Origin of the sequence: Pantoea sp. AS142 (assembly GCF_037152305.1) — a bacterium.
Taxonomy (GTDB): domain Bacteria; phylum Pseudomonadota; class Gammaproteobacteria; order Enterobacterales; family Enterobacteriaceae; genus Pantoea.
Genome location: NZ_JBBCMO010000015.1, coordinates 1 through 25,561 on the forward strand (window position 1 = coordinate 1; position 25,561 = coordinate 25,561).

At 47.6% G+C, this 25,561-nt stretch carries 28 protein-coding genes and 1 pseudogene; 12 read left to right on the forward strand and 17 right to left on the reverse strand.

The features are described from left to right. Window positions 1-111 precede the first annotated feature (111 nt). A pseudogene (gene umuC, locus WFO64_RS20680) lies at window positions 112-1,155 on the forward strand (translesion error-prone DNA polymerase V subunit UmuC); the annotation flags it as partial. A 52-nt stretch (window positions 1,156-1,207) separates the two neighbouring features. On the opposite strand, the gene WFO64_RS20685 reads toward umuC, so the two are convergent. The 4 genes from WFO64_RS20685 to WFO64_RS20700 form a co-directional block, all read right to left on the reverse strand. Beyond that, window positions 1,208-1,444: a hypothetical protein gene (locus WFO64_RS20685; RefSeq protein ID WP_337013910.1), complete on the reverse strand. Its 237-nt coding sequence runs from the start codon at window positions 1,442-1,444 to the stop codon at window positions 1,208-1,210. Between the two features lie 24 nt (window positions 1,445-1,468). Beyond that, on the reverse strand, window positions 1,469-1,711 hold the full coding sequence (locus WFO64_RS20690) for a hypothetical protein (RefSeq protein ID WP_337013911.1): 243 nt from the start codon (window positions 1,709-1,711) through the stop codon (window positions 1,469-1,471). 95 nt (window positions 1,712-1,806) lie between these two features. After that, complete coding sequence (locus WFO64_RS20695; RefSeq protein WP_337013912.1) at window positions 1,807-2,076, reverse strand: ribbon-helix-helix domain-containing protein; 270 nt, start codon at window positions 2,074-2,076, stop codon at window positions 1,807-1,809. Between the two features lie 44 nt (window positions 2,077-2,120). Continuing rightward, the gene (locus WFO64_RS20700) at window positions 2,121-2,777 is read right to left on the reverse strand and encodes an AAA family ATPase (protein WP_337013914.1); all 657 of its coding nucleotides are present in this window, start codon (window positions 2,775-2,777) and stop codon (window positions 2,121-2,123) included. Between the two features lie 318 nt (window positions 2,778-3,095). Here WFO64_RS20700 and WFO64_RS20705 point away from each other — a divergent pair, with 318 nt between their 5' ends. Beyond that, a complete protein-coding gene (locus WFO64_RS20705; protein WP_337013916.1) occupies window positions 3,096-3,458 on the forward strand; it encodes a hypothetical protein in 363 nt (120 codons plus the stop codon). A 60-nt stretch (window positions 3,459-3,518) separates the two neighbouring features. Here the strand turns inward: WFO64_RS20705 and WFO64_RS20710 are convergent, their stop codons facing one another. From WFO64_RS20710 to WFO64_RS20720, 3 genes are all read right to left on the reverse strand, one after another. Further along, window positions 3,519-3,737, reverse strand: a complete 219-nt coding sequence (locus tag WFO64_RS20710; RefSeq protein ID WP_337013918.1) for a hypothetical protein — start codon at window positions 3,735-3,737, stop codon at window positions 3,519-3,521. 42 nt (window positions 3,738-3,779) lie between these two features. Next, window positions 3,780-3,974 (reverse strand): hypothetical protein, encoded by a 195-nt coding sequence (locus WFO64_RS20715; protein WP_337013920.1) that lies wholly within the window; start codon window positions 3,972-3,974, stop codon window positions 3,780-3,782. Window positions 3,975-4,107: 133 nt separating this feature from the next. Then, on the reverse strand, window positions 4,108-4,485 hold the full coding sequence (locus WFO64_RS20720; RefSeq protein WP_337013923.1) for a hypothetical protein: 378 nt from the start codon (window positions 4,483-4,485) through the stop codon (window positions 4,108-4,110). Window positions 4,486-4,493: 8 nt separating this feature from the next. On the opposite strand from WFO64_RS20720, the gene WFO64_RS20725 reads away from it, so the two are divergent. Beyond that, window positions 4,494-6,059 carry an FRG domain-containing protein gene (locus WFO64_RS20725; protein WP_337013925.1) on the forward strand — a complete coding sequence of 522 codons (1,566 nt, stop codon included), beginning with the start codon at window positions 4,494-4,496 and terminating at the stop codon, window positions 6,057-6,059. A 173-nt stretch (window positions 6,060-6,232) separates the two neighbouring features. Here the strand turns inward: WFO64_RS20725 and WFO64_RS20730 are convergent, their stop codons facing one another. From WFO64_RS20730 to WFO64_RS20740, 3 genes are all read right to left on the reverse strand, one after another. Further along, on the reverse strand, window positions 6,233-6,772 hold the full coding sequence (locus tag WFO64_RS20730; protein ID WP_337013927.1) for a hypothetical protein: 540 nt from the start codon (window positions 6,770-6,772) through the stop codon (window positions 6,233-6,235). Next, the gene (locus tag WFO64_RS20735) at window positions 6,747-7,301 is read right to left on the reverse strand and encodes a hypothetical protein (RefSeq protein ID WP_337013930.1); all 555 of its coding nucleotides are present in this window, start codon (window positions 7,299-7,301) and stop codon (window positions 6,747-6,749) included. The genes WFO64_RS20730 and WFO64_RS20735 overlap by 26 nt, the downstream gene beginning before the upstream one ends. Before the next feature lie 175 nt (window positions 7,302-7,476). Further along, window positions 7,477-7,929 carry a hypothetical protein gene (locus tag WFO64_RS20740; protein WP_337013931.1) on the reverse strand — a complete coding sequence of 151 codons (453 nt, stop codon included), beginning with the start codon at window positions 7,927-7,929 and terminating at the stop codon, window positions 7,477-7,479. A 361-nt stretch (window positions 7,930-8,290) separates the two neighbouring features. On the opposite strand from WFO64_RS20740, the gene WFO64_RS20745 reads away from it, so the two are divergent. Together WFO64_RS20745 and WFO64_RS20750 are read left to right on the forward strand one after the other, a co-directional pair. Continuing rightward, window positions 8,291-8,557 (forward strand): hypothetical protein, encoded by a 267-nt coding sequence (locus WFO64_RS20745; RefSeq protein ID WP_313678799.1) that lies wholly within the window; start codon window positions 8,291-8,293, stop codon window positions 8,555-8,557. A 2-nt stretch (window positions 8,558-8,559) separates the two neighbouring features. Next, window positions 8,560-9,222, forward strand: a complete 663-nt coding sequence (locus WFO64_RS20750; RefSeq protein WP_337014077.1) for a recombinase family protein — start codon at window positions 8,560-8,562, stop codon at window positions 9,220-9,222. A 229-nt stretch (window positions 9,223-9,451) separates the two neighbouring features. On the opposite strand, the gene WFO64_RS20755 is transcribed toward WFO64_RS20750, so the two are convergent. From WFO64_RS20755 to WFO64_RS20775, 5 genes are all read right to left on the reverse strand, one after another. Next, window positions 9,452-12,631, reverse strand: a complete 3,180-nt coding sequence (locus WFO64_RS20755) for a hypothetical protein (RefSeq protein WP_337013935.1) — start codon at window positions 12,629-12,631, stop codon at window positions 9,452-9,454. A 122-nt stretch (window positions 12,632-12,753) separates the two neighbouring features. Beyond that, entirely contained in the window at window positions 12,754-13,047 is a 294-nt protein-coding gene (locus WFO64_RS20760; RefSeq protein WP_337013937.1) for a DUF1493 family protein, read from the reverse strand. Continuing rightward, on the reverse strand, window positions 13,041-13,499 hold the full coding sequence (locus tag WFO64_RS20765) for an STM2901 family protein (RefSeq protein ID WP_337014079.1): 459 nt from the start codon (window positions 13,497-13,499) through the stop codon (window positions 13,041-13,043). The genes WFO64_RS20760 and WFO64_RS20765 overlap by 7 nt, the downstream gene beginning before the upstream one ends. A 147-nt stretch (window positions 13,500-13,646) precedes the next feature. After that, window positions 13,647-15,044, reverse strand: a complete 1,398-nt coding sequence (locus WFO64_RS20770; RefSeq protein WP_337013939.1) for a DUF1173 family protein — start codon at window positions 15,042-15,044, stop codon at window positions 13,647-13,649. Further along, window positions 14,989-15,402, reverse strand: a complete 414-nt coding sequence (locus WFO64_RS20775) for a phospholipase D-like domain-containing protein (protein WP_337013941.1) — start codon at window positions 15,400-15,402, stop codon at window positions 14,989-14,991. Before WFO64_RS20775 ends, WFO64_RS20770 begins: the two co-directional genes overlap by 56 nt. Window positions 15,403-15,627: 225 nt before the next feature. On the opposite strand from WFO64_RS20775, the gene WFO64_RS20780 reads away from it, so the two are divergent. Together WFO64_RS20780 and WFO64_RS20785 are read left to right on the forward strand one after the other, a co-directional pair. Continuing rightward, window positions 15,628-15,876, forward strand: coding sequence for an Hha/YmoA family nucleoid-associated regulatory protein (locus WFO64_RS20780; protein ID WP_337013943.1), 249 nt, complete (start codon window positions 15,628-15,630; stop codon window positions 15,874-15,876). 323 nt (window positions 15,877-16,199) lie between these two features. Further along, window positions 16,200-17,075 carry a RepB family plasmid replication initiator protein gene (locus tag WFO64_RS20785; protein WP_337013945.1) on the forward strand — a complete coding sequence of 292 codons (876 nt, stop codon included), beginning with the start codon at window positions 16,200-16,202 and terminating at the stop codon, window positions 17,073-17,075. Between the two features lie 63 nt (window positions 17,076-17,138). Here WFO64_RS20785 and WFO64_RS20790 read toward each other — a convergent pair whose 3' ends face one another. After that, window positions 17,139-17,381 (reverse strand): DNA polymerase III subunit theta, encoded by a 243-nt coding sequence (locus WFO64_RS20790; RefSeq protein ID WP_137230246.1) that lies wholly within the window; start codon window positions 17,379-17,381, stop codon window positions 17,139-17,141. Between the two features lie 854 nt (window positions 17,382-18,235). Beyond that, a complete protein-coding gene (gene repA / locus WFO64_RS20795; RefSeq protein ID WP_337013949.1) occupies window positions 18,236-19,171 on the reverse strand; it encodes a plasmid replication initiator RepA in 936 nt (311 codons plus the stop codon). Window positions 19,172-20,085: 914 nt separating this feature from the next. Between repA and sbnA the strand changes: the two genes are divergently transcribed. Genes sbnA through WFO64_RS20820 form a run of 5 tightly spaced genes read left to right on the forward strand, consistent with a single transcriptional unit; the run spans window position 20,086 to window position 25,549 of the window. Continuing rightward, the gene (gene sbnA / locus WFO64_RS20800; protein WP_337013950.1) at window positions 20,086-21,078 is read left to right on the forward strand and encodes a 2,3-diaminopropionate biosynthesis protein SbnA; all 993 of its coding nucleotides are present in this window, start codon (window positions 20,086-20,088) and stop codon (window positions 21,076-21,078) included. After that, window positions 21,071-22,105: a 2,3-diaminopropionate biosynthesis protein SbnB gene (sbnB, locus tag WFO64_RS20805; RefSeq protein ID WP_337013951.1), complete on the forward strand. Its 1,035-nt coding sequence runs from the start codon at window positions 21,071-21,073 to the stop codon at window positions 22,103-22,105. The genes sbnA and sbnB overlap by 8 nt, the downstream gene beginning before the upstream one ends. A 3-nt stretch (window positions 22,106-22,108) precedes the next feature. Then, window positions 22,109-23,098 carry a TauD/TfdA family dioxygenase gene (locus tag WFO64_RS20810; protein ID WP_013360154.1) on the forward strand — a complete coding sequence of 330 codons (990 nt, stop codon included), beginning with the start codon at window positions 22,109-22,111 and terminating at the stop codon, window positions 23,096-23,098. Continuing rightward, window positions 23,085-24,824, forward strand: coding sequence for a non-ribosomal peptide synthetase (locus tag WFO64_RS20815; RefSeq protein ID WP_337013953.1), 1,740 nt, complete (start codon window positions 23,085-23,087; stop codon window positions 24,822-24,824). Before WFO64_RS20810 ends, WFO64_RS20815 begins: the two co-directional genes overlap by 14 nt. Further along, window positions 24,824-25,549 carry a thioesterase II family protein gene (locus WFO64_RS20820; protein ID WP_337013954.1) on the forward strand — a complete coding sequence of 242 codons (726 nt, stop codon included), beginning with the start codon at window positions 24,824-24,826 and terminating at the stop codon, window positions 25,547-25,549. Before WFO64_RS20815 ends, WFO64_RS20820 begins: the two co-directional genes overlap by 1 nt. Window positions 25,550-25,561: the final 12 nt, after the last annotated feature.

Below are 25,561 nucleotides of genomic sequence, written 5' to 3' on the forward strand. Positions count from 1 at the left end.
CCTGCCAGTAAGCATACCGAAGTGGTTCAAGGCTGAATAATTCCTGTTCAGAAAATAAACTTCAGAGGAATGGTAACTTATTTTTTTGTTTAAATTGCATTCCACATAAACCACAGCATGTCTCAGCGCGTCATGACCGCGCTGGAAGAGATAACACCCCGCGTTGAGCAGTATTCCATTGATGAGATGTTCCTGGACCTGACCGGCATTGACTTCTGCGAAGACTTTGAACATTTTGGCCGTCGACTGCGCGTACACGTGCTGGCTACGACCGGCCTGACTGTCGGCGTCGGTATGGGGCCGACAAAAACTCTGGCCAAATCAGCTCAGTGGGCCAGCAAAGAGTGGCCGCAGTTCCGCGGTGTACTGGCGCTGACGCCGGGTAAGCCTAAGCGTACCGCGACCCTGCTGGCGAATCAGCCTGTGGAAGAAATCTGGGGTGTCGGCCGGCGCATCGGTAAGCGACTCAATCTGATGGGTATTGAACACGCCCTGCAGCTGTCGCGCGCCCACCCTGCCCTTATCCGTAAAAACTTCAGCGTGGTGCTGGAGCGTACTGTCCGGGAACTTAACGGAGAATCCTGTATTCCCCTCGAAGAGTTTGTGCCTGCGAAACAGCAGATTGTCTGCAGCCGGTCCTTTGGCGAGAGAATTACGTCGAAGGTGCTGATGCAGGAAGCGCTGTGTCAGTACGCAACCCGGGCTGCGGAGAAGCTCAGAAAGGAGCGGCAGTTCTGCCGGCGCATCAGCGTCTTTATCCGTACCTCGCCGCATGCGCAGGGTGAGATATTTTATGGCAATAGCGCCGGCGAGAGTCTTACGATCCCTACTCAGGACACACGTGACGTGATTGAAGTTGCCATGCGTTCGCTCGACCGTATCTGGCTTGAAGGGCGACGTTACATGAAGGCCGGGATAATGCTCGATGACTTTACGCCGAATGGTGTCAGTCAGCTGAGCCTGTTTGATGAAGATAAGCCACGTGCAAACAGTGCGCAGCTGATGAAGGTTCTTGACGGGATCAATCAGTCCGGGCTGGGCTGCGTGTGGTTTGCCGGTCAGGGCGTGAATACGGAATGGAAAATGAAGCGGGACATGCTCTCACCGGCGTGGACCACGCGCTGGAGTGACATACCGGTGGCGCGCGTGATTTAGACGGGGCCTGCAGGGTACAGCATACTTTACGTCTGCCTGATGCCCTGCATTCTCAGGAAAACTGCTGCCATAACTCATCCACAATGATCAGGGGTTTACCCGGGCGCTTTCCGCGGAAGTATCGTCCGCGCGGAACCCTCTCCTTACGCGAAAGTTGATGAAGCCAGTCATCAAAGGCCGGACGGCGCCTGCGGACGGGTCCCTTAAACATACTGGCGGACTGCGTAACAGTTTTGAATACAATCCCCGGGCTGCGCATCTGCGTCAGCAGTTCCTGCATTTCTTTCATAGCTTCCTCTGGGTTAAATATTATTCACTGCCGTGTCTTTTTCTTCTTCCAACTACCGTTGGCCAGGAAGGCTGCGCGCGAAACGCAGGCGCCCCAGAGCAGCTGCATGCCGATTTTGGCAAGCTCACTGGCATCATCCATGAAAAAAAGCGGCACAATAAACAGTGTGCTCAGCAGAAACCCCCATTCAGCAGCGCTTTTTCTCTCAGGCGCGCTGAGTTTACTGAATCCAAAAAAGCCGGATATAAGTTGTATGATTTTCTTCATTGCGCTCCTGAATGTAATTTCAAAAAACATCTGAAAAGGTATTACTTAAAAATCAATATAATATTAAATTAATATTAAAAATATATTATTCTGATTTAACCTCCTACCTGCGCACCTTTGTCGAGTAGCTGACGCACAGCCATCCTGATAAGTGCAGCGCGAGACAGGCCTTCATGCAGAGCCAGATCGTCCAGCTGGGCAATGATGGCGGTATCGAACGTCACTGTAATCTGTTCACGCTGCCCTTTCTTAACTCCCCGCTTTTCAGTCTTATTTCCATCCGGGGCATCATTGATGAACTTTTCTATATCAGCCTGTTCCGACGGGGTTGCCACAACAGACTTGGGTCTGGCAGTAATAGCCATTACACATCACCTCGATATTGTTTTAATATTACAATAACATCTTATCAATCTTTAAAAACCATTGATATAAGCTTTTGAAGCTCATCCTTTGCTGGCCGCTCATGGGGTTTGAGTTTAAGCTCAACAACAGATCGACCGCTGCCGGCTGCATTAGCGAATGCTTTACGCAAATGGAGGAGATGGTCCAGCACCGGGATCTCATCCGCATATTCTGACATAGCGGTCACCATCTCCTGGTTGTCTTTGCTGCGTGGATTAACGTCAGCCCTGTTAAGAATAGAAAACGCAGGGAAAGGTTCACGTATGCTCCGGGCTTCCTGCAGCATTTTTACAACGTCTTCCATTGCCCATGCTTCAAAGCTTCCAGGAACAAACGGCACAAGCGCATAATCAGTAAGCGTGAGCGCTGCCCTCATGGCAGTCGAATCGCGTCCGCCACATTCGATAATGACGTCATCATAGTTGTCTTTCTGCTGCAGAACCTGCGTTCTCAGTACCGGTCCGTCAGGGAAATGAGAGCAGGCGATACCTGGCTGTACATCTGCCTCTGAACGTATAAGAATTGCTGTCTGAGACGACCCCTGTTTATCACCGTCAACGAGCCAGACTTTCCTGCCCTGATGCGCCCGGGCAATCGCAATATTAACTGCAAGAGTGGATTTACCCACGCCGCCTTTGGTATTAACAATAGTTAAAATCATATCAAAAACACCCCATTTTAATATTAAAAAAAGACTAGTCTGGATGAACGTGCTGGCGCAGATTGTAGTTTAAAAAAAAACGTAAAACAATCACATCAACATCATTATAATATTTTTTTAATATTAAAAAAATATTACTTCACACCCATGACTGCAGCGACTGGCGGATTTATGAAACAGGTGAGGGTAAAGGACCGCAGGTGTAAGGGCAGGGATTACAGAAAAAACGCAGACTGCCGATAACCTTCCGGACGACGGATGTTACAGCCTTAAAAGGGCTTAGCAGCCCAGCAAATTCAACCTGCAAGAAGGAACGGTATGAAAAACTCAGTAATCAAATTTGAGACTCTTTATGAAATAATCCGTGACTATTTCACAGGAGCACTGCCGCATTTCGCTTCTCAGGATGCAGACTGTATCGTTCAGCCTTTTCTTGATAAGGCCATGTCATACACTAAAGTTCGCGGGCCGGCTTTAGATCTGATAAGCCAGGGCGCAAAAATGCATCCCATTGATGAGGTTCTGTGCAATGCAATTAAACGTAAGGCATTTTTAGAGGATATCGATGCGAGCCTCAAATGGCTTAGCGCTAATGATTATCTGACATGGAACGGAAGCGGGAATGGTTCGTACCGGGCGACAGAAAAAATGCTTCAGGTCAAAAAATTAGAAATACTTTAACCTATAAAAGGCATCCCAACAGTGGCCGCCTGAGCGGCCTTAGCTTGGGCTGAGACACACTCAGGGAACAATCCAAAGCCGGTTTCTTCGCCTCATTTCATCCAGAATTTGCCTAATAATTATCGGGCTAGTCTGCAGTTCCCGGGTGGCTATTTCTCTCATTAATGGATTAGCAGAGTTATCCGCATAGTCCTCCTGACGTCGAATTTCAGCCAAAACTCTGTCCAGAAAATCCCGGAGTTCCTGATCGGTATAATCCCACAGATCACTTTCCTTCATGGCACAGCTCCTCAGTAATGAGTTTACCTGCAGACATAGATGTCATCTGATAATGCCAGAAATGTCTGGCATTATCAGTGTACTTGCATCCTCCGATGTCATGGAGAAACGTACACCCAGCTCGCGCGTCACGTCCAGCTCCATGACCTGCATGTACCATTCAGTCGACTTCTCATCCCTGTGGCCCATCATCGCCTTAATGACTTTCTTAGGCACGCAGTGCTGCACCAGATGCATCGCAAACTAATCCCGAAACGTTTTGGTCGTAATGGGGCGGATGCTAAAGGTGACGCCTACAAGCTCGGACGCGCTGACGGCCTGCCTTATCCAGGTCCATACGGTGTACGGGCTGCCTATTTCCCAGATATGCTCACCTTTTCAGTCTGACGGTGGCGAAATGCTCCCGCAGCCGGCGCACGTATCCGGGATCTGTAAGCGGTACAGCACGGGGCGGGATAGCCTCTGCCTCACGCAGTGCCGCCTGTTCCTCTTTCGTCGGCCTGCAACGCCCGCGCTGCTTCTGCCGGTCCCCGTCGCGCCTCTCCTTCAGGGTATGCAACACAACGAAAGGCGCATCGAGTGCGCGCCCGTCCTGGCCGTCCAGCGTAAAGTCCTTAAGGGTAAGAAGCAGCACTTCGTTCAGGCGCCCGCCGGTATTCCAGAACGCCTCGATCAGCAGCCTTTTGCGCTGGTCACGATCGGCGTCGAGCAGTAGCGCCACGTCCGGTGACAGCAGGTAGCGGGGCATTGCTGACTATGATGCATTCTGAACTTCATGGCAGAGCGGGCTCTGAGCATACAGAAAATACTTACGATGAAATTGTCAGTAGCAATACCAAACAGTTGAGTACAAGTGTAAGTAAATTGACCCATCAGTATTCACTTAATCAACGATTCTGGCATGATGAAAAGGTAAAAAAAATTTATGTAAGGATGACTGAAATGTTGAATCTTATCGTGGTCGGCAATCCCGACAAACACAGTTTTTTTTCTGAAGATCATGGAGAGGGCGCTTTCCCGGTTTCCCGGCTCTTTGAATCCACTCCGGACTCACTGAGAAGCAAGCTTCTTCCTCTGACCAGTAAAACCTTAGAATTTCTTCAGGAACTGCCGGTCATATTTATGACGGAACCGGAATTTGAAGTTGAAGTTGAAGAACATGAAGATCATGACTTAGGTGGATGGAAAAGCCATGTCAGCATAGGAAGAATCAGTAACATTAAGTTATCAGATAAAAAGCGAGAAAAAGTACTGGTATTTGACTATGAGTTAACCAAAAAAATTGGTTATCAGTACCTAGCCAGTGACAACAATTATAAGGAACTGGAACTGGGTAGCTTTGGACTGAGCAGAAATTTTTGGGCAGTAAAAAGCATGAACCTTAACCACTGCCTTGATATTTTAGGCCTCGGTGCTTTCGCCGCTGACGTTCCCGCAGCGGTCACAGCTGAAGCTCCAGACAATGAAGAAGATCTTGAGGTGATTTCGGATATTAATCAGTTCTTGGAAATCATACTGAATCATCCGCAGAACGATAATGAAGATGTATTTTATCGGGGTCATTCAGATATCAGTTATCAGCTGGAACCATCGCTTTTTCGCAAGGATGCGCAGGGCAATTATCGTTATCGTCATCACGAATCTGACATGATAACGGAGCTGCTTACCGTACAACCTGCCGAGTTCAGAGATGACCGTTATATGCTTGATAAACTTGTACGCATGCAGCATTATGGCCTGCCTACTCGCCTGCTTGACGTATCAACTAATCCTCTCATCGCTCTCTATTTTGCCTGTTCTAAAATAAAACGTGATGAACTTGGCAACGAGATCGATGGTAACGTCATCATACTGACAACACCTAAAAGTGAGATTAAGTTTTTTGATTCTGATACCGTAAGCTGTATTGCCAATCTCTCAAGGCTTCCTTCCCGAATTAAAAGCATACTTAATACCAGCCTTTCAACACCGGAATTTAATGCTACCGAAGAATGTGGGCAACTACTGCACCTCATCCGCAATGAGAAATCTTATTTTAAAAGTATTATAGATCCAGCACACCTTAACAAAATAGTTCTGGTAAAAGGACGTCTCAGCAATGTGCGTATCTCATCTCAGGCTGGAGCATTCCTTTTATTCGGTGAAAACGTTGATTTGCCAGAAACAGGCCTCAGCACGCTGAATGTCCGAAAACTGCTGATAAGAAATAAGGAGCATTTAATGCGGCAACTCAGCCGCTTCGGCATCAACGAAAGCACTGTATATCCGGGTATAGAGAAAGCCGCTACGGAAATCGCAAAGCTGTACGATGGCAGGAGTTAGTAAGACAATGGGCATACAATGCTGCTGTATGCCTTTACTTTCTGAGCCAAACTGCACTACCGATTTTGAGTCATAAGCGCATGAGGATTTAAAAAAACCGCCCCTAGGCGGTTTTTTCAATAATCTCGGGATTAGCTAGGTGTAACTGAATGAGATCAGCGCTAAGCAGCACTTTATTTCACTTTAGGTGAAATCAACCCGTAAGATTGCGACTGAACTTTAGTTTGTAAGCGCTTTCTTCTTTTGATACCCACTAAAGGACCTTCGCTTGCTGACTGACCTTCTACAGGATGCATTGTTCCTGTTTTAGCATCGTATCGGAAAAGTTGACCATCTCTTGGAACGGCTCTTGAACAATTTTTCCTGATAGGTGCAGCGGCCAAAACATGCATAGCAGGACGAGTAGTTCTCTCGACCGATGCCGCAGTTAAACTTTTCCGACTGCCAATCCACTGAGGCGTTACTTTGCGTATAAAAGGTTTATGAAGATCGCCCGTTTTGTAAACATCGACTTTGGTATCATTTTGGGCTGGTTTATAGGCTGCTTCCTCAAGAACATATGCTGGAACAACCTTACCGTTATGGTGAACATACTCACCAGTCTCAAGTTTACGTTTAGCTATATTGGCTGAAGCTTTTTTAAGTCTGCGAGTCAGAAAATCATCTAACTGATCTGCTGTTAAGCTTTCAGTAGTATTGCGTGATGATTGCATAACCCCTCCCGGCGTCGCCTAACTCGTTGAAATTTTTGGTCAACGGGATGGACTTAAATTTAAAAGGCGTTTCTCTGGCAAGGCCTAAAGCCTTGTTATAAACGCGATTCAGTTCAGGTCTGGCTGCTTTCCAAAGATAGAGCCCCGACTTACTCACATTGTAATGGTCATATAATGCGCTAGCAACCCCTATGATTAAGTCTTTCTTTTGTCTGAAATTTAACTTTACGTGGTCAAAGTTTTCACTATTTGCAAGACTAAATGTAACAATCCAGGCAGCGCTCTCCGGTATAGATATCATCTTGCCATCATGCTCAGCATCGCCAACAAAAAGCCTAAGGTGGCTTTCCTGAGAAACCCTGTTGAAGCCTATAGAATAAAGAAAACCGTCAACCCTACTGCCTACCCAAAATTCCCTTAAAACATACTCATCGGTTTCGTTTTGTGTGAATGCCTGATAGGGGTCATGCGGATCTGGTTCATCTGAGCTCTCTTCTTTTTCAAAATCATGCCAATTCCATTGATGCAAATCTTCCCCCTAACGACACTGAATTAAACAAAGCTGCTTATGTATGTTATTCACATCAAAATCTGAATAACTCCCATTTTTAAAATACCGATAATTAAAATTGAGTCTTGCATGAAAGCTATTTGCTTTAAGTGTAATTTAACAAAGTAAGAAACACCATAGAATCATGACACCTCTAACCATCTGAATTAAAACCAGAAAACTTACTTTTCCATGTACTAACCGTTTCCAAGACATGTTTATTAACTGAACGATTGAAAGTGGTTTGGTGTACGTAAGGTCTACCAGTTAAATGTTCAACTGCTAATGAGCTAATTACTGCGTTAGAAGAATCCTGCGGGGCACGTAAATCAACAAAATTATCATCGGCGACAACGTCAATGAATTGTTCTCCATCATCCGCGAGAATAACTACGACGCTACGAGGTTCGTCAGCATACTTGCGGGGAACTCTTCCTGAAATTTTCATCAGGAAGAGTTCCCATACAGCTGGCGACATTGAGCGTTCGCCACTTTCCCAGTACTCCCAAGAACGTTTGGTCGCATAAACAAGATTCGCAGCTTGTTCGGTTGATAGTCCTATTGAGTTTCTAGCATGAAAAATTGCTTTAGGTTCCGGCCCATTCATTTTTAAATCTCCGCACAAAAAAACCTGACAAGATAAGAGCCTACCATTAACCCAAAACAAACCTCAAGTTCGAAAAACGAAATATATTCAAAATCACACTAAATAGTCACTTGATAACCTTAACATCGATAAGATTTATATTGTTCACAATCTTGATGGTTACTATAAGCAAGCTAATAGAATCTATAGGTAATTTGTTGAGTCATATTCGGTTTTAACTTTGAATAGGCTATTAAAGGTGGCCAATATCTACATAGCCAATATAGACCGTTTTTAATCTATAATGGCCTGTTAGAACGATAAGGCTATTTTAGGTATACTCAAATTGACCACCACTCAACTTATAAAGAGAGGAGTTTGAATGCTGGGTACTAAAACGAGAACTTTTTCGGGCAATGTGGTTCGGACCGCTCATGTGGCTACGATCAATGAAACGAACCTCATGCTCTATGGCGTTCTGCTTACTGGGGATACGGAATGGTTGCGCATCTGCACTACTAAGATTGAAGATGCTGAGAAAATTGCATTTCTTAGCCCGGGCACTTACGTCGGACTTAAGGTGCGAGGAAACATTCCCTTCCAAGGAACGGTATACATGGAATTTCACTCACTGGTTTTGTCAGTATGATTATGCAGATCGCACGTATATATCTACGCGTCAGTACCGACGAGCAGGAACTGACAAGGCAGAACAGCATTATTGAAGATGCCCGGGGTAGGGGTTTTTATGTCGCTGGCGTATATAAAGAGAAGGCATCAGGTGCCCGGGCAGACCGTCCTGAACTTCAGCGCATGATTGCCGACCTACAGCCCGGGGAGGTGGTCGTGGCTGAAAAAATCGACCGTATCAGCCGTCTTCCCCTTACGGAGGCTGAACAACTGATCGGCTCGATAAAGGCTAAGGGGGCAAAGCTGGCCATTCCCGGCATAGTGGATCTGTCCGAACTGGCCGTCAGCCATGACGGCGTGGCTAGAATCGTGCTTGAGTCCGTTCAGGATATGCTGCTTAAGGTAGCCCTTCAGACCGCACGGGACGACTACGAAACCCGTCGAGAAAGGCAACGGCAGGGCGTTGAACTGGCGAAGGCTTCAGGTAAGTATAAAGGGCGCAGACCGGAACCCAAAACGCACGAACGTATCATTGCACTCAGGGAGTCTGGCATGACGATAGCGCGCACAGCTACCTTAGCGGGATGCAGCGTCAGTCAGGTCAAGCGGATATGGGCCATTCATAAAGAGAATACAGCAGGCAAAACGAACGCCATTCCCCCCCAGGAAAGAGGAAAAGAATGAAAATTACTGGCTAAAGTTCTTATGCCGTACCCGGTCATAAACGGTAAAAAATTCAGTCGGGAAAATGACTGTCAGATCATTTTGTGCCCCAAACTCCTCGATGACGCAACCTGAAAAGCCGGAGGGAATAAAATGCGTCTCGAACGTTAGCAGCAGTAACTTTTTTGCTGAAGCCGTTCCGGGTATGATGCCGCAGTCGCCTAATGTTGCACGGCTGCGGTCTTTACGGCTATACGGTGCTGCGGTTGTTATGGTCAACAAATCTGATTTTTACCGGCTCGCTGACGATGCACTGATATTCAATGTCAGCGTGTAAAGAAATTTTTAAGTCGTCTTCAGGATGTTTTTCAGTTCTAAAGTTTATAGCACCTTTGCCTGCAGGCGCTTTAATTCTGAACTCACTGAAGGCCCTGAGATTGACGATAAAAGGATCGGCTTTTCTGTAAAAGCGGAAATGCAGCAACGAACAGTCTTTGTGTACACCCCGGATTTTAAGTTTGCTGTCTGAGTCATAATACAGTAATGATTTGCCATCATTCCTGCCCCATAAATCTCCCAGCATTACAGATAACTCCTGACTCATGGCTTCATTACAGACAATCAGGCAATCGCCATCTTCTGTGTCGGGAAGTTTAGAGACAACGTCTAGAATTTCACACAAGCTGGACTCGACAATTTCTCTGCTGGCTTTTTCGCATCCCAGCCAGCCAAGTATTCGTGCTTGCAGGGAATTAACAATGCTTGAGTACAAAAATGAGTCCGCGTTGATAACAGTTTTGCTAATCCCTTCAGAGTAATAAATTTTATCATCAACGTGCCAATATGGAAGAACAACACCATTATCAAGTACCTGATGATAGGTCAGCTCGCGAAACTGATTGAAGGGAAAAGCATCCGGGAGTTTATCGCTGAGCATCTCTGAAACTTTTCTGCTCAGCGCATCTACTTTTGACACGCTGACAGGAAATGAGAGCACATCCTGCTCCATGCTATTGGTTAAGAGATTCAGATATTCTTTAAGTAGGGCACTGGTCGCATCCTTACAGGCGTTAACATCCTTACCGTTCTCAATTCTGAAAGACGCGATTCTTTCGACCGCAGTTATAGATTGCTGAAGACTTTCTGCCAGTCTTTCTTTTACACCGTAACTCAGCAAACCAGCTGTCAGGCAGGACTCGAATCGCTTAGATACCGACTCACCAGTGGCCGAACTGACCATCATCATCAGTTCAGCAAACTCACTGTACAGGTCTGAAATGCCAGATAGCCGGTTACCACTGTATATCCGCCCGCTTATCATTCTTTTCCCGTGTTGTGATGACATATGCCGGATCATCCCGCTTAGCCACCCGCTTGCGGGATTCGAGTTTTTTCTGCCCCAGGCAATGATCCGTATAAATACGTCTATAACATCCGATGATTTGGTAAGAGCCATAGAGACCCGTTCAAAACCGCCAGTATTTTCGACGAGTTTACCGCTGAGAAGGGTATCAACTGTAAAACTGAGTACATCTGCGTTCAACTCACTTCCGCGATGGAGGAGAAAAGCAGCAGTGCAAAGTCTGACATCCGTCAGCGCGTTCGAGAATGCATGCTCTGCCAGATTATCAGTGTGGATGATCTGTGTACCAGAAAGATTTTTGGGGTTAAACGGTTCATCACCGTTGAATATAGCCGGCGTGATGAAAAACTCCTGCCAGATAAGCAGGCCGGTATGGCCCAAATCATTAGTCGGTCGGTTGAGCCAGCGGTTAAACATATCGGCAGCGTGACGAACTGTTTCATCATCTCCGGCGACGGCTGCATGTATCAGAATATCCGGCATCAGGCGTAAATGCTCGAGCCTGCTGACATGAAAAAGTCTAGTATTGCCAGGTTTTGCTATTTTATAATGCAAGCTGTCTGACCAGCCTTCCCATAGGGCTACAAACTCCATGACCAGTTCATCGTACGTCAGTCGCAGTGTGGCATCTACTTTACTGACGTGAACTTCCCCCCAACTCATCAGCGTTTCCCAAGCGTAAATACTATAGGTCATTCCGAGACTGACCTCCTCAAACGTGCTCTCTGCCCTGTATTCAAATAACATACGAGGCAGTTGCATACACCCACTGAAGAACCTCCCGGAAAGTCCCATCCGCAGCACAGCTTGTGAGTTGAGACGATAGAGTTCCCTGTAGAACATTTGGCTAAAGCTTTGCTCCCACAATGCATCATTTTTAATAAGCAACAGGTTGCCAGCCTCAAGCTCGTTGCTGAAGCTGAACACATTAGCAATAGCGGTGAAATCACGACATACGCTGTCCAGCGCCTCTTCAAAAGCGTAGATATCTCCTGCAGCGAGAGCGTCAACGGCTTCACCGAGCATCCCCCTGATAATCCAAAGATTGTCGACAGTGTCTTTTGAAGGCCTGGCGGTTTTGAAAAAAAGCTTCATAAGACATACGGAGAATGAATCTGGTGATAGTCCCCGGACCTTAAACAGGGGAACATGGTCTGCAGAATGATTAACCTCAAGCGGATGGTAAAACGTAAATGATAAATGATTTCTTCCTCTTCTTTGTAACCTATTAATGAAGAAGAAAACCATTTTCATCGGAGTTAGATATATATCTGTCACAACCTCGTTGCGGCTAATTTTTTTTGTAATTACCGTAAAATCATCATCAAATGAATAGTCCTCAATAGAAATGTGAGGATATTTACTGGCATCTATCAATTTGCTGGCCAGGGGTGCGGCACTGAAAATATCTGACACCCTCTTTTTAAGGATAACAGCAAGAACGTCAGCGGTTAGAAAGCGCAAAACCATACGGTCACGCTCGACGTCATTCAGTACACTCAGACTTTTTATAAAAAACCAGACGGACAGAGCGATGTTAACCATCATCCAGATGACGCAGATAGCACAAAGAAGAGCATAGCTGTAATTGCTGCAAAACGTTCTGATGAAAATGCCCAACAAGATAAACCCTGAAAGTACAAGACCGCTCAGCCCGGCCAGCATGAACCCTGAGTATGACTGATAGGCTGCCTGCACTATTTTTCTGGCAGACTTCTTTTGAAAAATAATGCTTATCAGCCCGACAACCAGAGGGTAGACCACCCCAATGATGGTAAGCTGCCCCCCTAACAGGGTTGTCTGCCAGTCAAAAATTTTATCCCAGTGAGGGAACCATTTTGTCGCTACAGGCTGAATATGAGGGCGTAAAAACTGCATCACAGTAAAGATACAGAAAAAAACTAGAATTAGACTCCCGATGGCCCTGCCCGGATATTTTGAACTGGAGATGATTGTTTTTTCAATAAAATTCCATTTAAGTTTCTCATAAGATTCTTTTGATTTTATATTTTTTCTTATAAACCGGTCTGATTCATGACGGACCCCGCCTAATATTTTACTGAACATATCTTCCTTATGAATTTTCAGCCTTACGTTTCAATAAAAAAATCTATCAAGGAGTAGATGAAAGGTGCGGGATAAAAACCTGACCGCCTGAGCGCTTATAACTGTCTCCGGCGGCCTTGCAATCAGTCATAGCACCATCGCCTGGCTCGGGCTGACTCGATCAGCATATCTATGGTAAGAGGGATAGCCTCACGCGTTTTTTTTGGATAGTAGAGGCTGAAAGTCACCTGGTCAGTATCCATTCCAAACGCATCGAAGACGTTCTGCAGGCATTCTGCCGCGTCCTCCGGGTCGAGCTTCATGTCCAGATTTAGCGACATTTCTGGCGTGAGTGTTTTTTTCCGGAAAGTCAGCAGGGAGCGGCCGTTCCACGGCTCAATGAGTGCCATTACGCGTGCCTGGATGTCATCTACCATAACTTATCCTCCCCGCGAGCGATGGCATTGTACAGTCTGACCGAATTGAAACTGATATCGGCAACATCTCTGGCCAGAATTACCCAGCCAACGACGGGTATAGCCCGTCCAATAAAGGTGCTGAGCTTATGCGTAAAGAGAATGCGCGCGGTACGGGGTGGGTACCCTCCTACAATGGTCGGGAGCTTAATGCCGAAGGGAAACTTGGCTTTAGGGAACACCCTGCGCGCTGCCCGTGAGGCATAGGAGGTTCCCTTAAGAGCATCGCGCGGTTTAGTGCGGGTAGTCAGGACATTACGCCCAGACAGGATGGCCACGATCGCGCCGAAGTCATCGATGCCCAGCTGTTCAGCGATTTCTTCACAGAAAATCATGAAAAAGAGCTCACCAGCGGTGAGGTTCGGTCTGCCCGCGTAGAAATAGGTGTTATTGAGTTCTTCAGTCGTGTCCACTGCCAGCTCCTGCAAGTTCAGCTTCACTTATCGTCCTGACGATTCTTAAACAATACCTTCCGCGTTCAGGCCTGACAACCTGTCAGCCATAGGATAAGCAGATACGGTACTTCAGCCATATCTCCCTGCAGTTAAAAGACACCAGTGTCAGGCGCAGGGAAATGCAGGCATGTCTGACTTCGCAGCTGCATCCCAGTACCACCAACACCCGGGTCCATATTCCGCCTCATAGTGAGAGGTTTTTACCTGCCTGCGCTGCAGGTACTCAGGCGAGTTCATGCCGAACACTTCCATCGGCAGCGCATCCACGCCAGGAACGTCCTTGAGCACAAAATCCGGAAACACATCTTCCTCACCGTCGTAGCGCAGGGGCTTGATAAAAGCGCGTTTTTCCTGCCACAGTTTTTCTTCGACAGCCGCCTCATAGCCTGAATCGAGCGGAATGAAGCGTGGACTGACCGTCATCAGCGCCACATCGAGCACGGTACTGCAGCTCGACGGCCGGTTACGCCCGTCTACTTTTCTGAACGACGTTTCAGGCGGCTCCGTTTCAGCGATAACTACGACTTTCATTCCCCTTCGCCAGTCCCCGAGCTCGCGGCTGAAGCTCCGTTCCAGGCGCAAGCGCACGTCCTTCGGCAGAACCATGTCAGGAAAACCAGAAAACAGACCCAGTGGCACCATAGTTTTCAGTTGTGCTTCACCGGCCTCACTCCAGCCAGCCAGCACAGAAATGACAATGAGTCGTCTTTTGTTCTTTTCGGCGGCTCTCAGGTGTTCCCGGTTAGCGATAACCTGCTGAGTGCCCTTCGTGGCCATCAGCAGCAGGGATTCTTCCAGCGGCACGCGGCCGATACGCATCCGGGTAGCCGTCTGCTGCAGGCGCCAGCTCACCCAGCCAGGGGTGCGTTTCTTTTTATCGAAAGCGGGGTGCCAGACATTGATACCAGACTGCTCCCACAGCAGGTGCAGAAGCCCCAGCAGGCTCATTGAGGGCCGCCGTTTGCGTTTCACCGGTTCGTCATCTGAGACGTTTTCAGCTGGTTTTACCTCGGAAGGGGCTTTTTTCTGGAGGCCCGTGGGCAGTCTGACCACAATGGTGCCATCAGCTGCTGCACGAACAGTGTCCCCCAGATAAATCTCTGCCTGGCGTTCATCAGACCACACCGAATAAAACCGGCAGTCAGGTTTATGCTCATTACCCGTAAAGGCGTATGACGATAGCCAGCAGCGCTCGATATCCCGGGAGTAGTGAACCTTCAGCCGCCTCCTGACCGGCTCGCTTTCTGCCGGCAGACAGCTGCAGGTCACCACTGTCGTTTTTTTATTATCCCTGGAGTGCTTGAGCCAGCGCTGCCAGGTAGATGTTTCATTCTGCTGGAAAGCCTCAGACGCCTCCTGCTGACCCCGCTGGCCAGTGAAGTGAACCGGATAAATTTTTTTCTTAGTCATATACAGTCCGCTCAGCAGATGATATTTCGCATGTAGATCATGAATAGTTACATTGTACGGGCGATGACTCAGCCCAAAGGCGATTAAATTCATTTTGATATTGCTGACTCAGAAATGAATTGCCTCGGATAATCAGGGCGTTTTCGGCATTACGTTTTTCAGCCGATGATGTGTAATTAAACGATCCCGTCTGCACGCCGTTATTTCCTGTCACAATAAACTTGTTATGCATGATGCTATACTGCTCGTCTGTTCTGACCTGAATACCTGAACAGGCCAGTTTGTTAACCAGTGACCAGCGGTCGTGACTTTTCTTTTCATCTGCAACAATCCTTACATGTACGCCACTTTGCGCCAGTTGACTGATCGATTCAGCAATGGGAACGCTGGTAAAATCGTAAGCGGCTACGTCGGCAGAACCGGCAGCTGTGTGGATAAAACTGAGGATCAAAGTCTGAGCTGTCCCCCCCTGGTGAAAACCCGACACCGACCTCAGCGTCAGCCTGAGAAAAAAAAGGTAAAACAAAAAGAAACAAACAGCAATTTTTCAAAGTTTGTAACCTTATATAGAGATAACTATCTTTAATATTGATTATAATAACTCTACCATATGAAGGTTGCCATTTTTTTGCTTCACTCATAAAAAGTAAATAATTTATCAATCGGATAGCGAAAAATGGAAATTATAAATTCACTTAATTCAAAAATTAATTGGAATGATATGACTAAAACAGACTGGCTAATGAAATTCAGGCGTTGCCATACACTTGAAACCCTTGAGACTGTTTATGAGAATCTAAGCTACAAAATTCCTGACGATGAAGGATTTGCCATGACACAAGCTTATGATCATCGCAAAGCTGAGTTTGCAGCAGGTAAACTTTTTGATCGTGTACTTGGGTATGTATGGAGGTTTGTTAAATAGATACGTGCTTTGGATTAGCTGGTTGGCTCCTCACTTGAGGACTCGACAGAGGTTCTTACCATCCAACTTATCCACTGGATAGTCTAAATAAAAGGATCATTAGAGGATCAATAGTAGATTAATAAGGAATAAGATCGCTCTGAGACCTTTGATAGCAACGACTTCAGCCTGATTCAATACACTGCACAGGGTAAGTCCATCCACTGTGAAGGGTATGTTATCCACTATATAGGGTTCAAACTACACTATAGCGGGTAGATTTGATCCACTGCACCGGGTACTATACCGCTCTTATACACTCACTTTGATATTTGGAATTGTTAATGGAAAACAATAAGTTATCGCTAATTATCGAGGAAACATCCAAAGAATCAGGTGAAGTTATTCACCTTCTTCCTACTCTGCGTCAGACAATACAACCTAAAGTTCTGCTGCGACTGGGGGTCTTTGTGCCCACGCTGAAATCAACGGATAAGGGCGGCAGAAAAAGTCACAGTATCGACGCAACAGAGTCACTGTCACGACTGTCCATTGTAGAGGGTGAGGGTTACAACCAGATTCAGATTTACGGTCCGCGTCTCGACATGGATACCGATTTCAAGGTCTGGGTAGGTATTATTTATGCGTTATCGAATAAAAAGCTCGATAACGACGATCAGCTGGAACTCAACTTTGCTGACTTCGCAAAGTACTGCGGTTTCGAAACAAAGCGCATCGACAGGCAGCTGAAAGACAGGTTTGATGCTTCTCTTACCCGAATTGCCCGGACCAACATAAGCTTCGTGAAGAGCGTACCCGGTACAGACGATCGTATCACTATCAACATGCACCTTGTTGAATCGACTTACTACGACAGCCACACTGGCAAAATCATCATCAAGCCAAACTCAAAGCTCAATACACTGTACCGGGTAGATGGTAAAACCAGGTTGTATCTTAAAGCACTCCAGAAGCTTTCCCGTAAAGAGTCTGCACAGGCACTCTATCTTTACCTGGCTGAGTTACCGCCAACCTTTTATCGGATTGGTTTTGACCGGCTGCGTGAGCGTCTTCAGCTGACATCACACCTGGGTAACCAGAATGCCACTGTGAAGAAGGCTCTTCAGCAGCTGAAAGACATCGGCTTTCTCGAATATTCCGTAGATAAAGAGGGGAGCGAATATGTGCTCAATATCCTCAAACGCAATAACAAACTCTGAATCCCCCGGTATAGTGGATAGCCCGGAACGCAGGACGATCACCCGTCATAGTGTATCTCAGGACTACTCTTTGGCCTCTTTTTGATAAACAGCATCAGTACCTTTAGGTAGTAGCTGTGATTGCTGCCGGTAATGAACAACTCTTTCACGAAAGTACTCACGCAACGCCGCTGGCTGCTGTAATTCGACTTCATGCGGGATCACCGGCATGTTGAGGCGTTCTTTGTAAGCCACCCCTGCAGCAGCAAGGTCAACGCTGACCCTTTCTCTTTCACTCTTTTCTTTACTGGCCAGATTGTAAGACATGTTGGCACCTCCGAAGCTGAGTATAATGCGTTGCATGCCGCGTTAGCGGCATAAAGGCGCCAGATGCTGTCAGGGCAGGGTATAGTGGTTAGACGGCGCCGTACGCCCGGCGCAGCCGGTTACGGTCTGATATATTGCGCTAACCAACCCCTTCCTGCTGAGCAAAACGGCCTCAAAGCGACGATCACGTTAATTTAATCCCATAGCCCCGGTGAGCGGGCTGGACGGCGCAGAGCGACGTACAGGGCGTGATTTCCGGGGTCTTGGTTTTACTGTTCATTATGAACAGTAAAACTTAGAGGATTAGTTACACCATCCATTACAGCCACTCCTGTTCCGGCCCTATGGGCCGGGGCGGGGGCGGCCTGTCAATGGGCACTCGGAGTTTCAGGTCTGCTCCGGTTCTGGCTGAGAGGGGCTTGAGGGTTCAGGTTGACTCTGATTTGGTCTTATATCGTGTTTATGAGTGTTGTAACTAATAGTTTAACTATGCCCGCCGCAGGCGGGAGCTACTTCAGATTCTGAGCGGCGCGGACGCCTGCGGCCGCTGCAAGCGAAGGCCTCATTAATCCCTCAGAATAGCCTGACTGAAAACCTTATTTTCTTTTTGATTATTTCTTTGCTGACCAGAGGTCAGGAATGTCTTGCGGGTAACATCAGGCTCAAGTGCAGGTAAGGTTAACTTTCCGATTGCGGGTAAATGTGGATAAAAAAAATCAGCACCTGAAAGTACTGAGTTCTGGCAGGTCAGAGTGCCGGAAGTTCATGCCCGCAGCCGCAAAACCAGGGTTTTCTGTAGACGACGCAAACGACTTTACCGCCAGTCAAGGCGGTTAGAATCAGGCGGAGAGACGTCAGTGAACGACGTCGGGAGGCGCAGGCTCGTAGCCGAGTCCCAGCTCCAGCTGGTTAAGATGCTGCCACACAAGGCGATCAAAACTGTCGGCATCGAGATTAATCAGTTCGTGGTTCGGCCGCGTGCGGATGAGCCAGCTGGCCATCGTGCTGCGCCGTTCGTCGAGAGGGAGTCTGCCCAGCTTATTACGACGCTTCTCCCGCACTGCTTTCTCACGCCGGCTGAGCAATGTCGCTATGCGCGCTTTTTCATACCAGCGCCGGCGGGCAGCACGAACAGAATCACGCGTGCCGGGTTCGAGAATGCCTTCTTCTTCAGCTTCGATGCGCAGGTTTCGCTGCAGCAGCAGCTTATCCATATTGACACCGCACAGCTGCCAGAAACGTTCCGTAAGAATAATATGACGGGGCATCCAGTACTGTTCGATCGGGTCCCATTCCAGGTCGGGCATTTCAATAAGACCAAACCGGGCCAGTTCAGGGAACAGACGCGACAGCCGGCAGGGTTCTACCCGGGTTTCAGGGATGACATGGCCATCACTGTCTTTCGGGCTGAGTTCACTGGCCAGCCGGCTGACGTTAACAGTCACAACCCAGGTGGCCATGTCGGCACGCTGAACAAGCAAAGGGAATATTGCATCAATAAGCGCACGCCGTTCCGGCCGGAAGTGACGATCGCGACCTGCAGCTTTACGGTACTGGGTGAAGTAAGGATGGAGTGACGGCCGGATACGCAGTTTCCATTTACCGCTGGCTTTCTCTTTGACGACCAGACGGCGCATGGCATGGCCAAACTCCCCGGGAAGCGGGCGATAGCCGTCAGGTGCGAACCACTGCGGATCAGGACATTTGCAGGTGACATCATGATCGCCGCGGCGACGTCTGTCATTTTCTGAGGTCGGGCGGTTTAACCCGATTAAAATCTGGTCATTCACCCTGTCCCGTACTTATGGCGGACAGGGGTTGTCTTATGAATAGCATGCGTTATAATCCTTCACAGGCGCTGCGCCTGCTTTTGGACCCCCTGATTTCTGACTCTTCCGCCAAGTTGATACCAGATTTCGGGGGGTTTTTGCATTCAGAGCCCGATGAAACGCGGACTCCATACCCTGGACGTTTTTACGGATACGTTTTATCCGGTTAGTTCATTCCCGCGCCGCGCATGATCGACCACAGGTTTACTGCAAACCCTCATCGTCAACCACCACAGTATTCGATAAGGATCTAAAAAGGATCGCCGCCCGGCGAATTCTGAAAAGGATACCCATCTCACCCGCTTAAATCCAGCACAGTTTGCGCATAGTACGAATCGTATGGATAAAAAAAACTCAATGATAAGTTCATTTTGACCACCCTCAAGATAACGACCTGACTTAATCCAAATCACGCGTCTGGCGGGATGGTGCCCCTCTGGCAGGATTTCGGATGATCGCATTTTTAGAGCGACGGGCAGAGCATTCCGGTTGAGGCATACCGCTGCGTTGCGAGGAACGAACAGCCTGAATGATGTGGCAGTCTGATGGAAAAGGTCCTGATGGGATGACATGTCTCCGCGGAGAGTAGGAGTGTTCGGGCATGTTGTTATCAGTCTAAGGAATGATGGTGTTATGGCCTTTATCTGAAAATCTTCCTACCTCTGTTAATCAATCACTCGCGCAAATACCGTCAATTAGGACTCTCTGCTGCTTATTCTAAGCCACATCTGCAAGTATTTTAATGCTGGCAAATTTTGAATGATAGTAATCACGAACCCTGTTACGTTACATTTTATTAACTTTTTAACTTTCATAGCTCAACGTTTATGATAAATTCGCCTTACCTATAAGGCTGAGTTTCAACCGGAGTAAGCATGCAGCTAGAATCGGTAGATGAAATTATAAATGACGATATATTTCTGAAATTTAAGGCTTTTACTTATGATATTGACGTTTTTGTAAAAGTGGAAGGGATGAATGCTGGCGGTTCCATTAAAATGAAAACTGCTAAAGCTCTAATTAATGACGCTATTGAAGAAAAAGGTTTACTTAAATCAAAAAGATTTATCGAGTCCAGTTCTGGCAATCTTGGTTTATCACTGAGCATCATTGCCGCCGCTAAGGGATTACATTTCACTTGTGTCGTAGATAAAAACACTTCACCGCAGAACGTTAAAATGATGCGGGCACTCGGTACTGAAGTGATTATCATCGAACACAAAGATGCTCAGGGCGGCTATCTAGGCAATCGTTTGGCTTGCATACGCTCAGCCATCGAGAAGGATCCTGCACTCATCTGGCTTAACCAGTATCAAAATATGGCCAATCCCGCTGTGCATGCAGAAATGACTGCTAAATCTATCCTGGCAGAGTTCGGTAAGGTTGATTATCTCTTTATCGGTGCTGGTACCACAGGGACATTGATGGGTTGCGCCAGATTCTTCCGCCGTTACTCTCCGGAAACCACATTAATTGCTGTTGACTCAATAGGGTCCATCACATTCGGTACCCCAGGCGCTATCCGCCATTTGCCGGGATTAGGCTCCAGCGTTCAACCTCATTTTTTTGATGAGACTCAAATTGACTTGCTGATTCAGATCCCCGAAGCAGAAACGGTTGCGACCTGCCGCGATATCGCACGCCGCTTTGGTTATCTGGGGGGCGCTTCTACTGGCACGATACTGGCTGCAGTTAAGCGTCTACATAAGGATATCGCCAGGGATGCCAATGTGGTGGCAATTTCACCCGATATGGGTAGCGGTTATGTAGATACTGTTTATAACGACGAATGGTGTTATCGCACCTTTGGGGACAGTTGGGAAATTCAGGAAAAAAATAGCAATATGGAAGGGATAGGATATGTCTGACGATCAGGTTGATTTTGAGGTCATCACAGGCGGCTTCATAAAAAAGGTTATAGATTCTTCAAGACGGGATATTATCGCACTGGTCAGCCAGTGTTATCAGACGCATCATCAGGGTAAAACCGATAATCCAGATAGTTATTTCCTGCGATTTAAAAATAAACCAGAAGCAAGAATAATTGCACTGCCTGCCGCCATAGACAACCCTGAGGCTAACACCTCTGTTTCCGGTATCAAGTGGATTGCCAGCTACCCGCGCAATATAGAAGCCAACCTGCAGCGGGCATCGGCGGTAATTTTGCTTAACGATTATGAGACAGGATACCCATTCTCATGCATGGAGGCGTCGCAAATCAGCGCAGCACGAACTGCGGCTTCTGCAGTACTGGCGGCCAATCACCTGGGACCATCAAGTAAAAAAACAAAACGCCTGTCTATTATTGGCGGTGGTCTGATCGCCAGAACGATTCTTGCTTTCTTTAAAGATGAAGGTTGGTCTTTTGACAACATTGTTATTCACGATATCTCGACAGAATACCGAGATAAATTCATTAAGAATATTAACCAGCAAGATCTATATCCGGTGATGGCAGCAGTCGATCAGTCGGAAGCGCTGGCTGCAGACATTGTTATATTCACGACTACAGCAGCTTCACCGCATATTATGGATGACCAGCTCTTTGAGCCTCATCAGTTGATACTCAATATTTCTTTACGCGATTTATCCCCTGAGATTGTTCACGCTTGCAACAACGTGCTGGACGATATAGAGCATTGCATGAAGGCCAACACGTCACCCCATCTTGCTGAACAAAAATATGGTCATCGCCGTTTTATCAACGGAACGCTGGCGCAGGTTATCAACGATGAAATAAAGCTCGATAAATCTAAACCCACTATCTTTTCTCCCTTTGGGTTGGGCGTACTCGATCTTAGTCTGGCCATGTTTATTTATCGGTATAAATGTGATGCCCCTGGCCGACACGTCATCCCCGGTTTCATTCCCGACCCCCAACGCTGGAGCCTTTAAACAATGAGCCACTCTTATAATGTTCGTCCCTTGGTCAGCGGAGCTCCGCACGTTTCTCTGGTAACAGCTTCCACCAGTGACGCATCTATCGACGAGTTTTTCAGTAATCACCCTATCGACGAAATCCTGTCGGAGAAAGGAGCGTTGCTGTTTCGCGGTTTTTCCATCAACGAAGACCAGCAGTTCAGCCAGTTAGTAAGCATCTTAGCGAAAGAAGAACTGACCTATCAGGAGCGTTCGACACAGCGCAAGAAAACTGCTCAGGGTGTGTACACCAGTACAGAATATCCGGCAGCGAAAACTATCGCCAACCACAGTGAAAATGCTTTTCAGCAAGTTGTGCCTGGAAAAATTTTGTTCTATGCCCATCAGGCTGCACTCAAAGGCGGGGAAACCCCGATTGCAGACAATTCACGGGTGCTCTCGCTGATCGATGAGGAGATCGTCGCTGAATTTCGACAAAAAGGCATCCGCTATCTGCGCAATTTTGATGGAGGATTCGATCTTTCCTGGCAGGAAGCCTTTCAGACCGAGAACAAAAGAGAGGTTGAGACTTATTGCGTTAAAAATGCAATCGATTGTGAATGGCTTTCTGACAGCCATTTGCGTACTTCCCAGCTGCGCAGCGCGACACGCAGGCATCCTCTGAATGGCAAAGAGATGTGGTTCAATCAACTACATCTGTTCCATATCACTAACCTGGAGCTGCCCGTACGACAGGCGTTACTTGCCAGTCTTGGGCGTGATTTACTACCGCGTCACGCTGTGTATGGCACCGGTGAGGAAATCCCGGATGAGGTGGTAGATCATATTCGCGCAGCCTTAGTCAAGGCGGAGCTGGTTTTCCCCTGGCAAACCGGGGATGTTCTGATTGCCGACAATATCTTAGTTAGTCATGGCCGCAAGCCTTTTGAAGGGGAACGAGCGGTGCGTGTTGCTTTGATAGACCCGGTTTATCCCTCAGCAGAGGAGAATCCTCATGCACAGCGTTGAGGCTTTTAACTCGCCAGGCTTGAACTCGCTTCTTGAGACCACTGCACGGCGTTTTGGCAATCGTTTGGCCGTTCAGGATGACAATCATTCGCTTACGTTCGCTGATTTTTTTGAGAAAGTTGGCACCCTTGCTGAAAGATTGCGACTTATGATCAAGCGCGGCGAACACGTGGCCGTGCAACTGCCGCGGGGAATAAATTATATCGTTGCAGCCTATGCGATCTGGGAGGCTGGCGGGGTTTATCTGCCTCTGGACAATCAATGGCCATCATCACGCATTGAGGGGATCTTGCATCGTTCGCACGTGCGGGTACTGATCCATACTTCACAGACGGACCCAAGCTTAGAGCTGACAGAACTGCCTGCAGAAACGCGAGCTGAATCAACAGTGGCTGGCACTCCTGCCTATATTATTCACACCTCTGGTACCACCGGAGAACCAAAAGGCGTAATGGTTAGCCACGAATCATTGATTCATTTGGTAGAGAGTCACCAGCGTGATATTTATCAGGCGCATAACGTCGCCGAAGGGCCTGTGGCTATAAATGCCTCTTTCTGTTTCGATAGTGCGCTAGAGCGTATGGCATTAGTTGCCTTGGGCTATAGCTTACATGTTGTCAGTGATCAGGTAAGAAAATCGCCCTATGAACTAGTCAAATATCTACGCGACAACTTTATCGTTAATGTAGACCTGGTGCCTTCTCATCTCAAAGTACTGCTCAGCGCAGGTCTTAATGAAAAATGTGATGCTTTGCGGCTGGTGATTGTAGGCGGTGAGGCGATAGACGCAGAACTCTGGCGTGAGATTGTCGAAAGTCAGGCCATTTACATCAACGTATACGGGCCTACTGAGAATACAATCAATACCAGTTTTTGTGAGATCCGAGGCGAAACGCCGCATATAGGCCGCCCGTTTAAAAATGTGACATGTCTGCTCCTGAATGAAAATGGAGAGCGTTGCGCGGCCGGCGAGGAGGGTGAACTGTTGGTGGCTGGCCGCCACCTCGCGCAGGGATATTATAATGCGCCGGATCTTACGGACCGGGTCTTTGTCCAAATTGACGGGATTCGTTACTACCGCACAGGCGATCGGGTGCGCCAGAATGAACAGGGAAATCTACTGTATCTTGGCCGCATTGATGATCAGGTCAAAATCAATGGATTCCGCATTGAACTTGCCGATGTACAGCACAATCTTACGCAACTACCCGGCATACAATATGCAGCCGTAACGCCAATCAAACTACCGAATGGCCAAGGATTGCTGGCTTCCATTGTATGGAATAGCGATGCTGCCGAACAAAGTTTTACCAACCTTGAAGCATTGCTTGGTGAGAAGTTACCATCATATATGGTACCGACTCGCTGGCAAAAGTTAGATGCCCTTCCACTTACCGACAATTTGAAGCTTGACCATAAATTACTACTAAGCCACTGGAAGAATAGTCAGGAACAGAGCGGCGAGAAATTCGCTGCCGAATCTATCTCTGCTACTGAACATCAGATTAAAAGCCTTTGGCAAAAAATCCTGAGACAGCCATCCTTATCACCTGATGCCCATTTCTTCGCATCAGGCGGGGATTCGATGGCAGCTATGACCCTGCTGGTTGAGCTCAGGAAGGTGACGCCTCAGGAAGTAAGCCTGGGAGATATTTTTAAATATCCAACTATTCGCAAGATGGCCGCCTGGCTGGATGCATCTTCTGTGCAGGCGGAGAGTAAGTAATGTGTCTGATTTTTGTCCTACCACACGCTGGCGGCGGCGCGCATCACTACTATGGCTGGGCGGAGCACCTTTCTCCTGAAATTCAGTGGGAACCACTCGATTATGCGGGGCATTTTTCCCGTATGGATGAACCGCTGTATACCACTTTTGAACATGCAATTCAGGATCTGGCGGGGAAAATAATCGATCGCGCCTGCGGACAACCATTCGGCCTGTTCGGTCACAGTATGGGCGGCGCGCTTGCATATGAAATTTCGCAATACCTCACCGAGCGGCAGATGGCAGAAGATTTGTTATTCATAGCCATCTCCAGCGCCCTACCATCGAATCGCCGCGATCCTGGCATGACCCGATATTACGAGTTGCCCGATCGGGATTTTATTCAACACCTGATTGACACGGGCGGGATGACGAAGCAAATGGCCGCGGAGAGTGAATTGATGGCGAGCTATTTGCCATTAATTCGGCAGGATTATCGGCTTTATCATCAGTATCAGTCACCGTTGCATCCACCATTGAAAATCCCGCTTTATACATTGTGGGGGGAACAAGAGGAGGATCGTAACGACAATATGCCGGCATGGAAGGATTACAGTCACGCTTTTAATGGAGGTAAATCTTATCCAGGCAACCACTTCTACTGGCGATATTGTCTGGACGCGGTTACCGCTCATATTTCGTCTATCGTTTGCCAAACATTAACAGAACAAGCCGGCAGGACTTAATTATTTATCAGG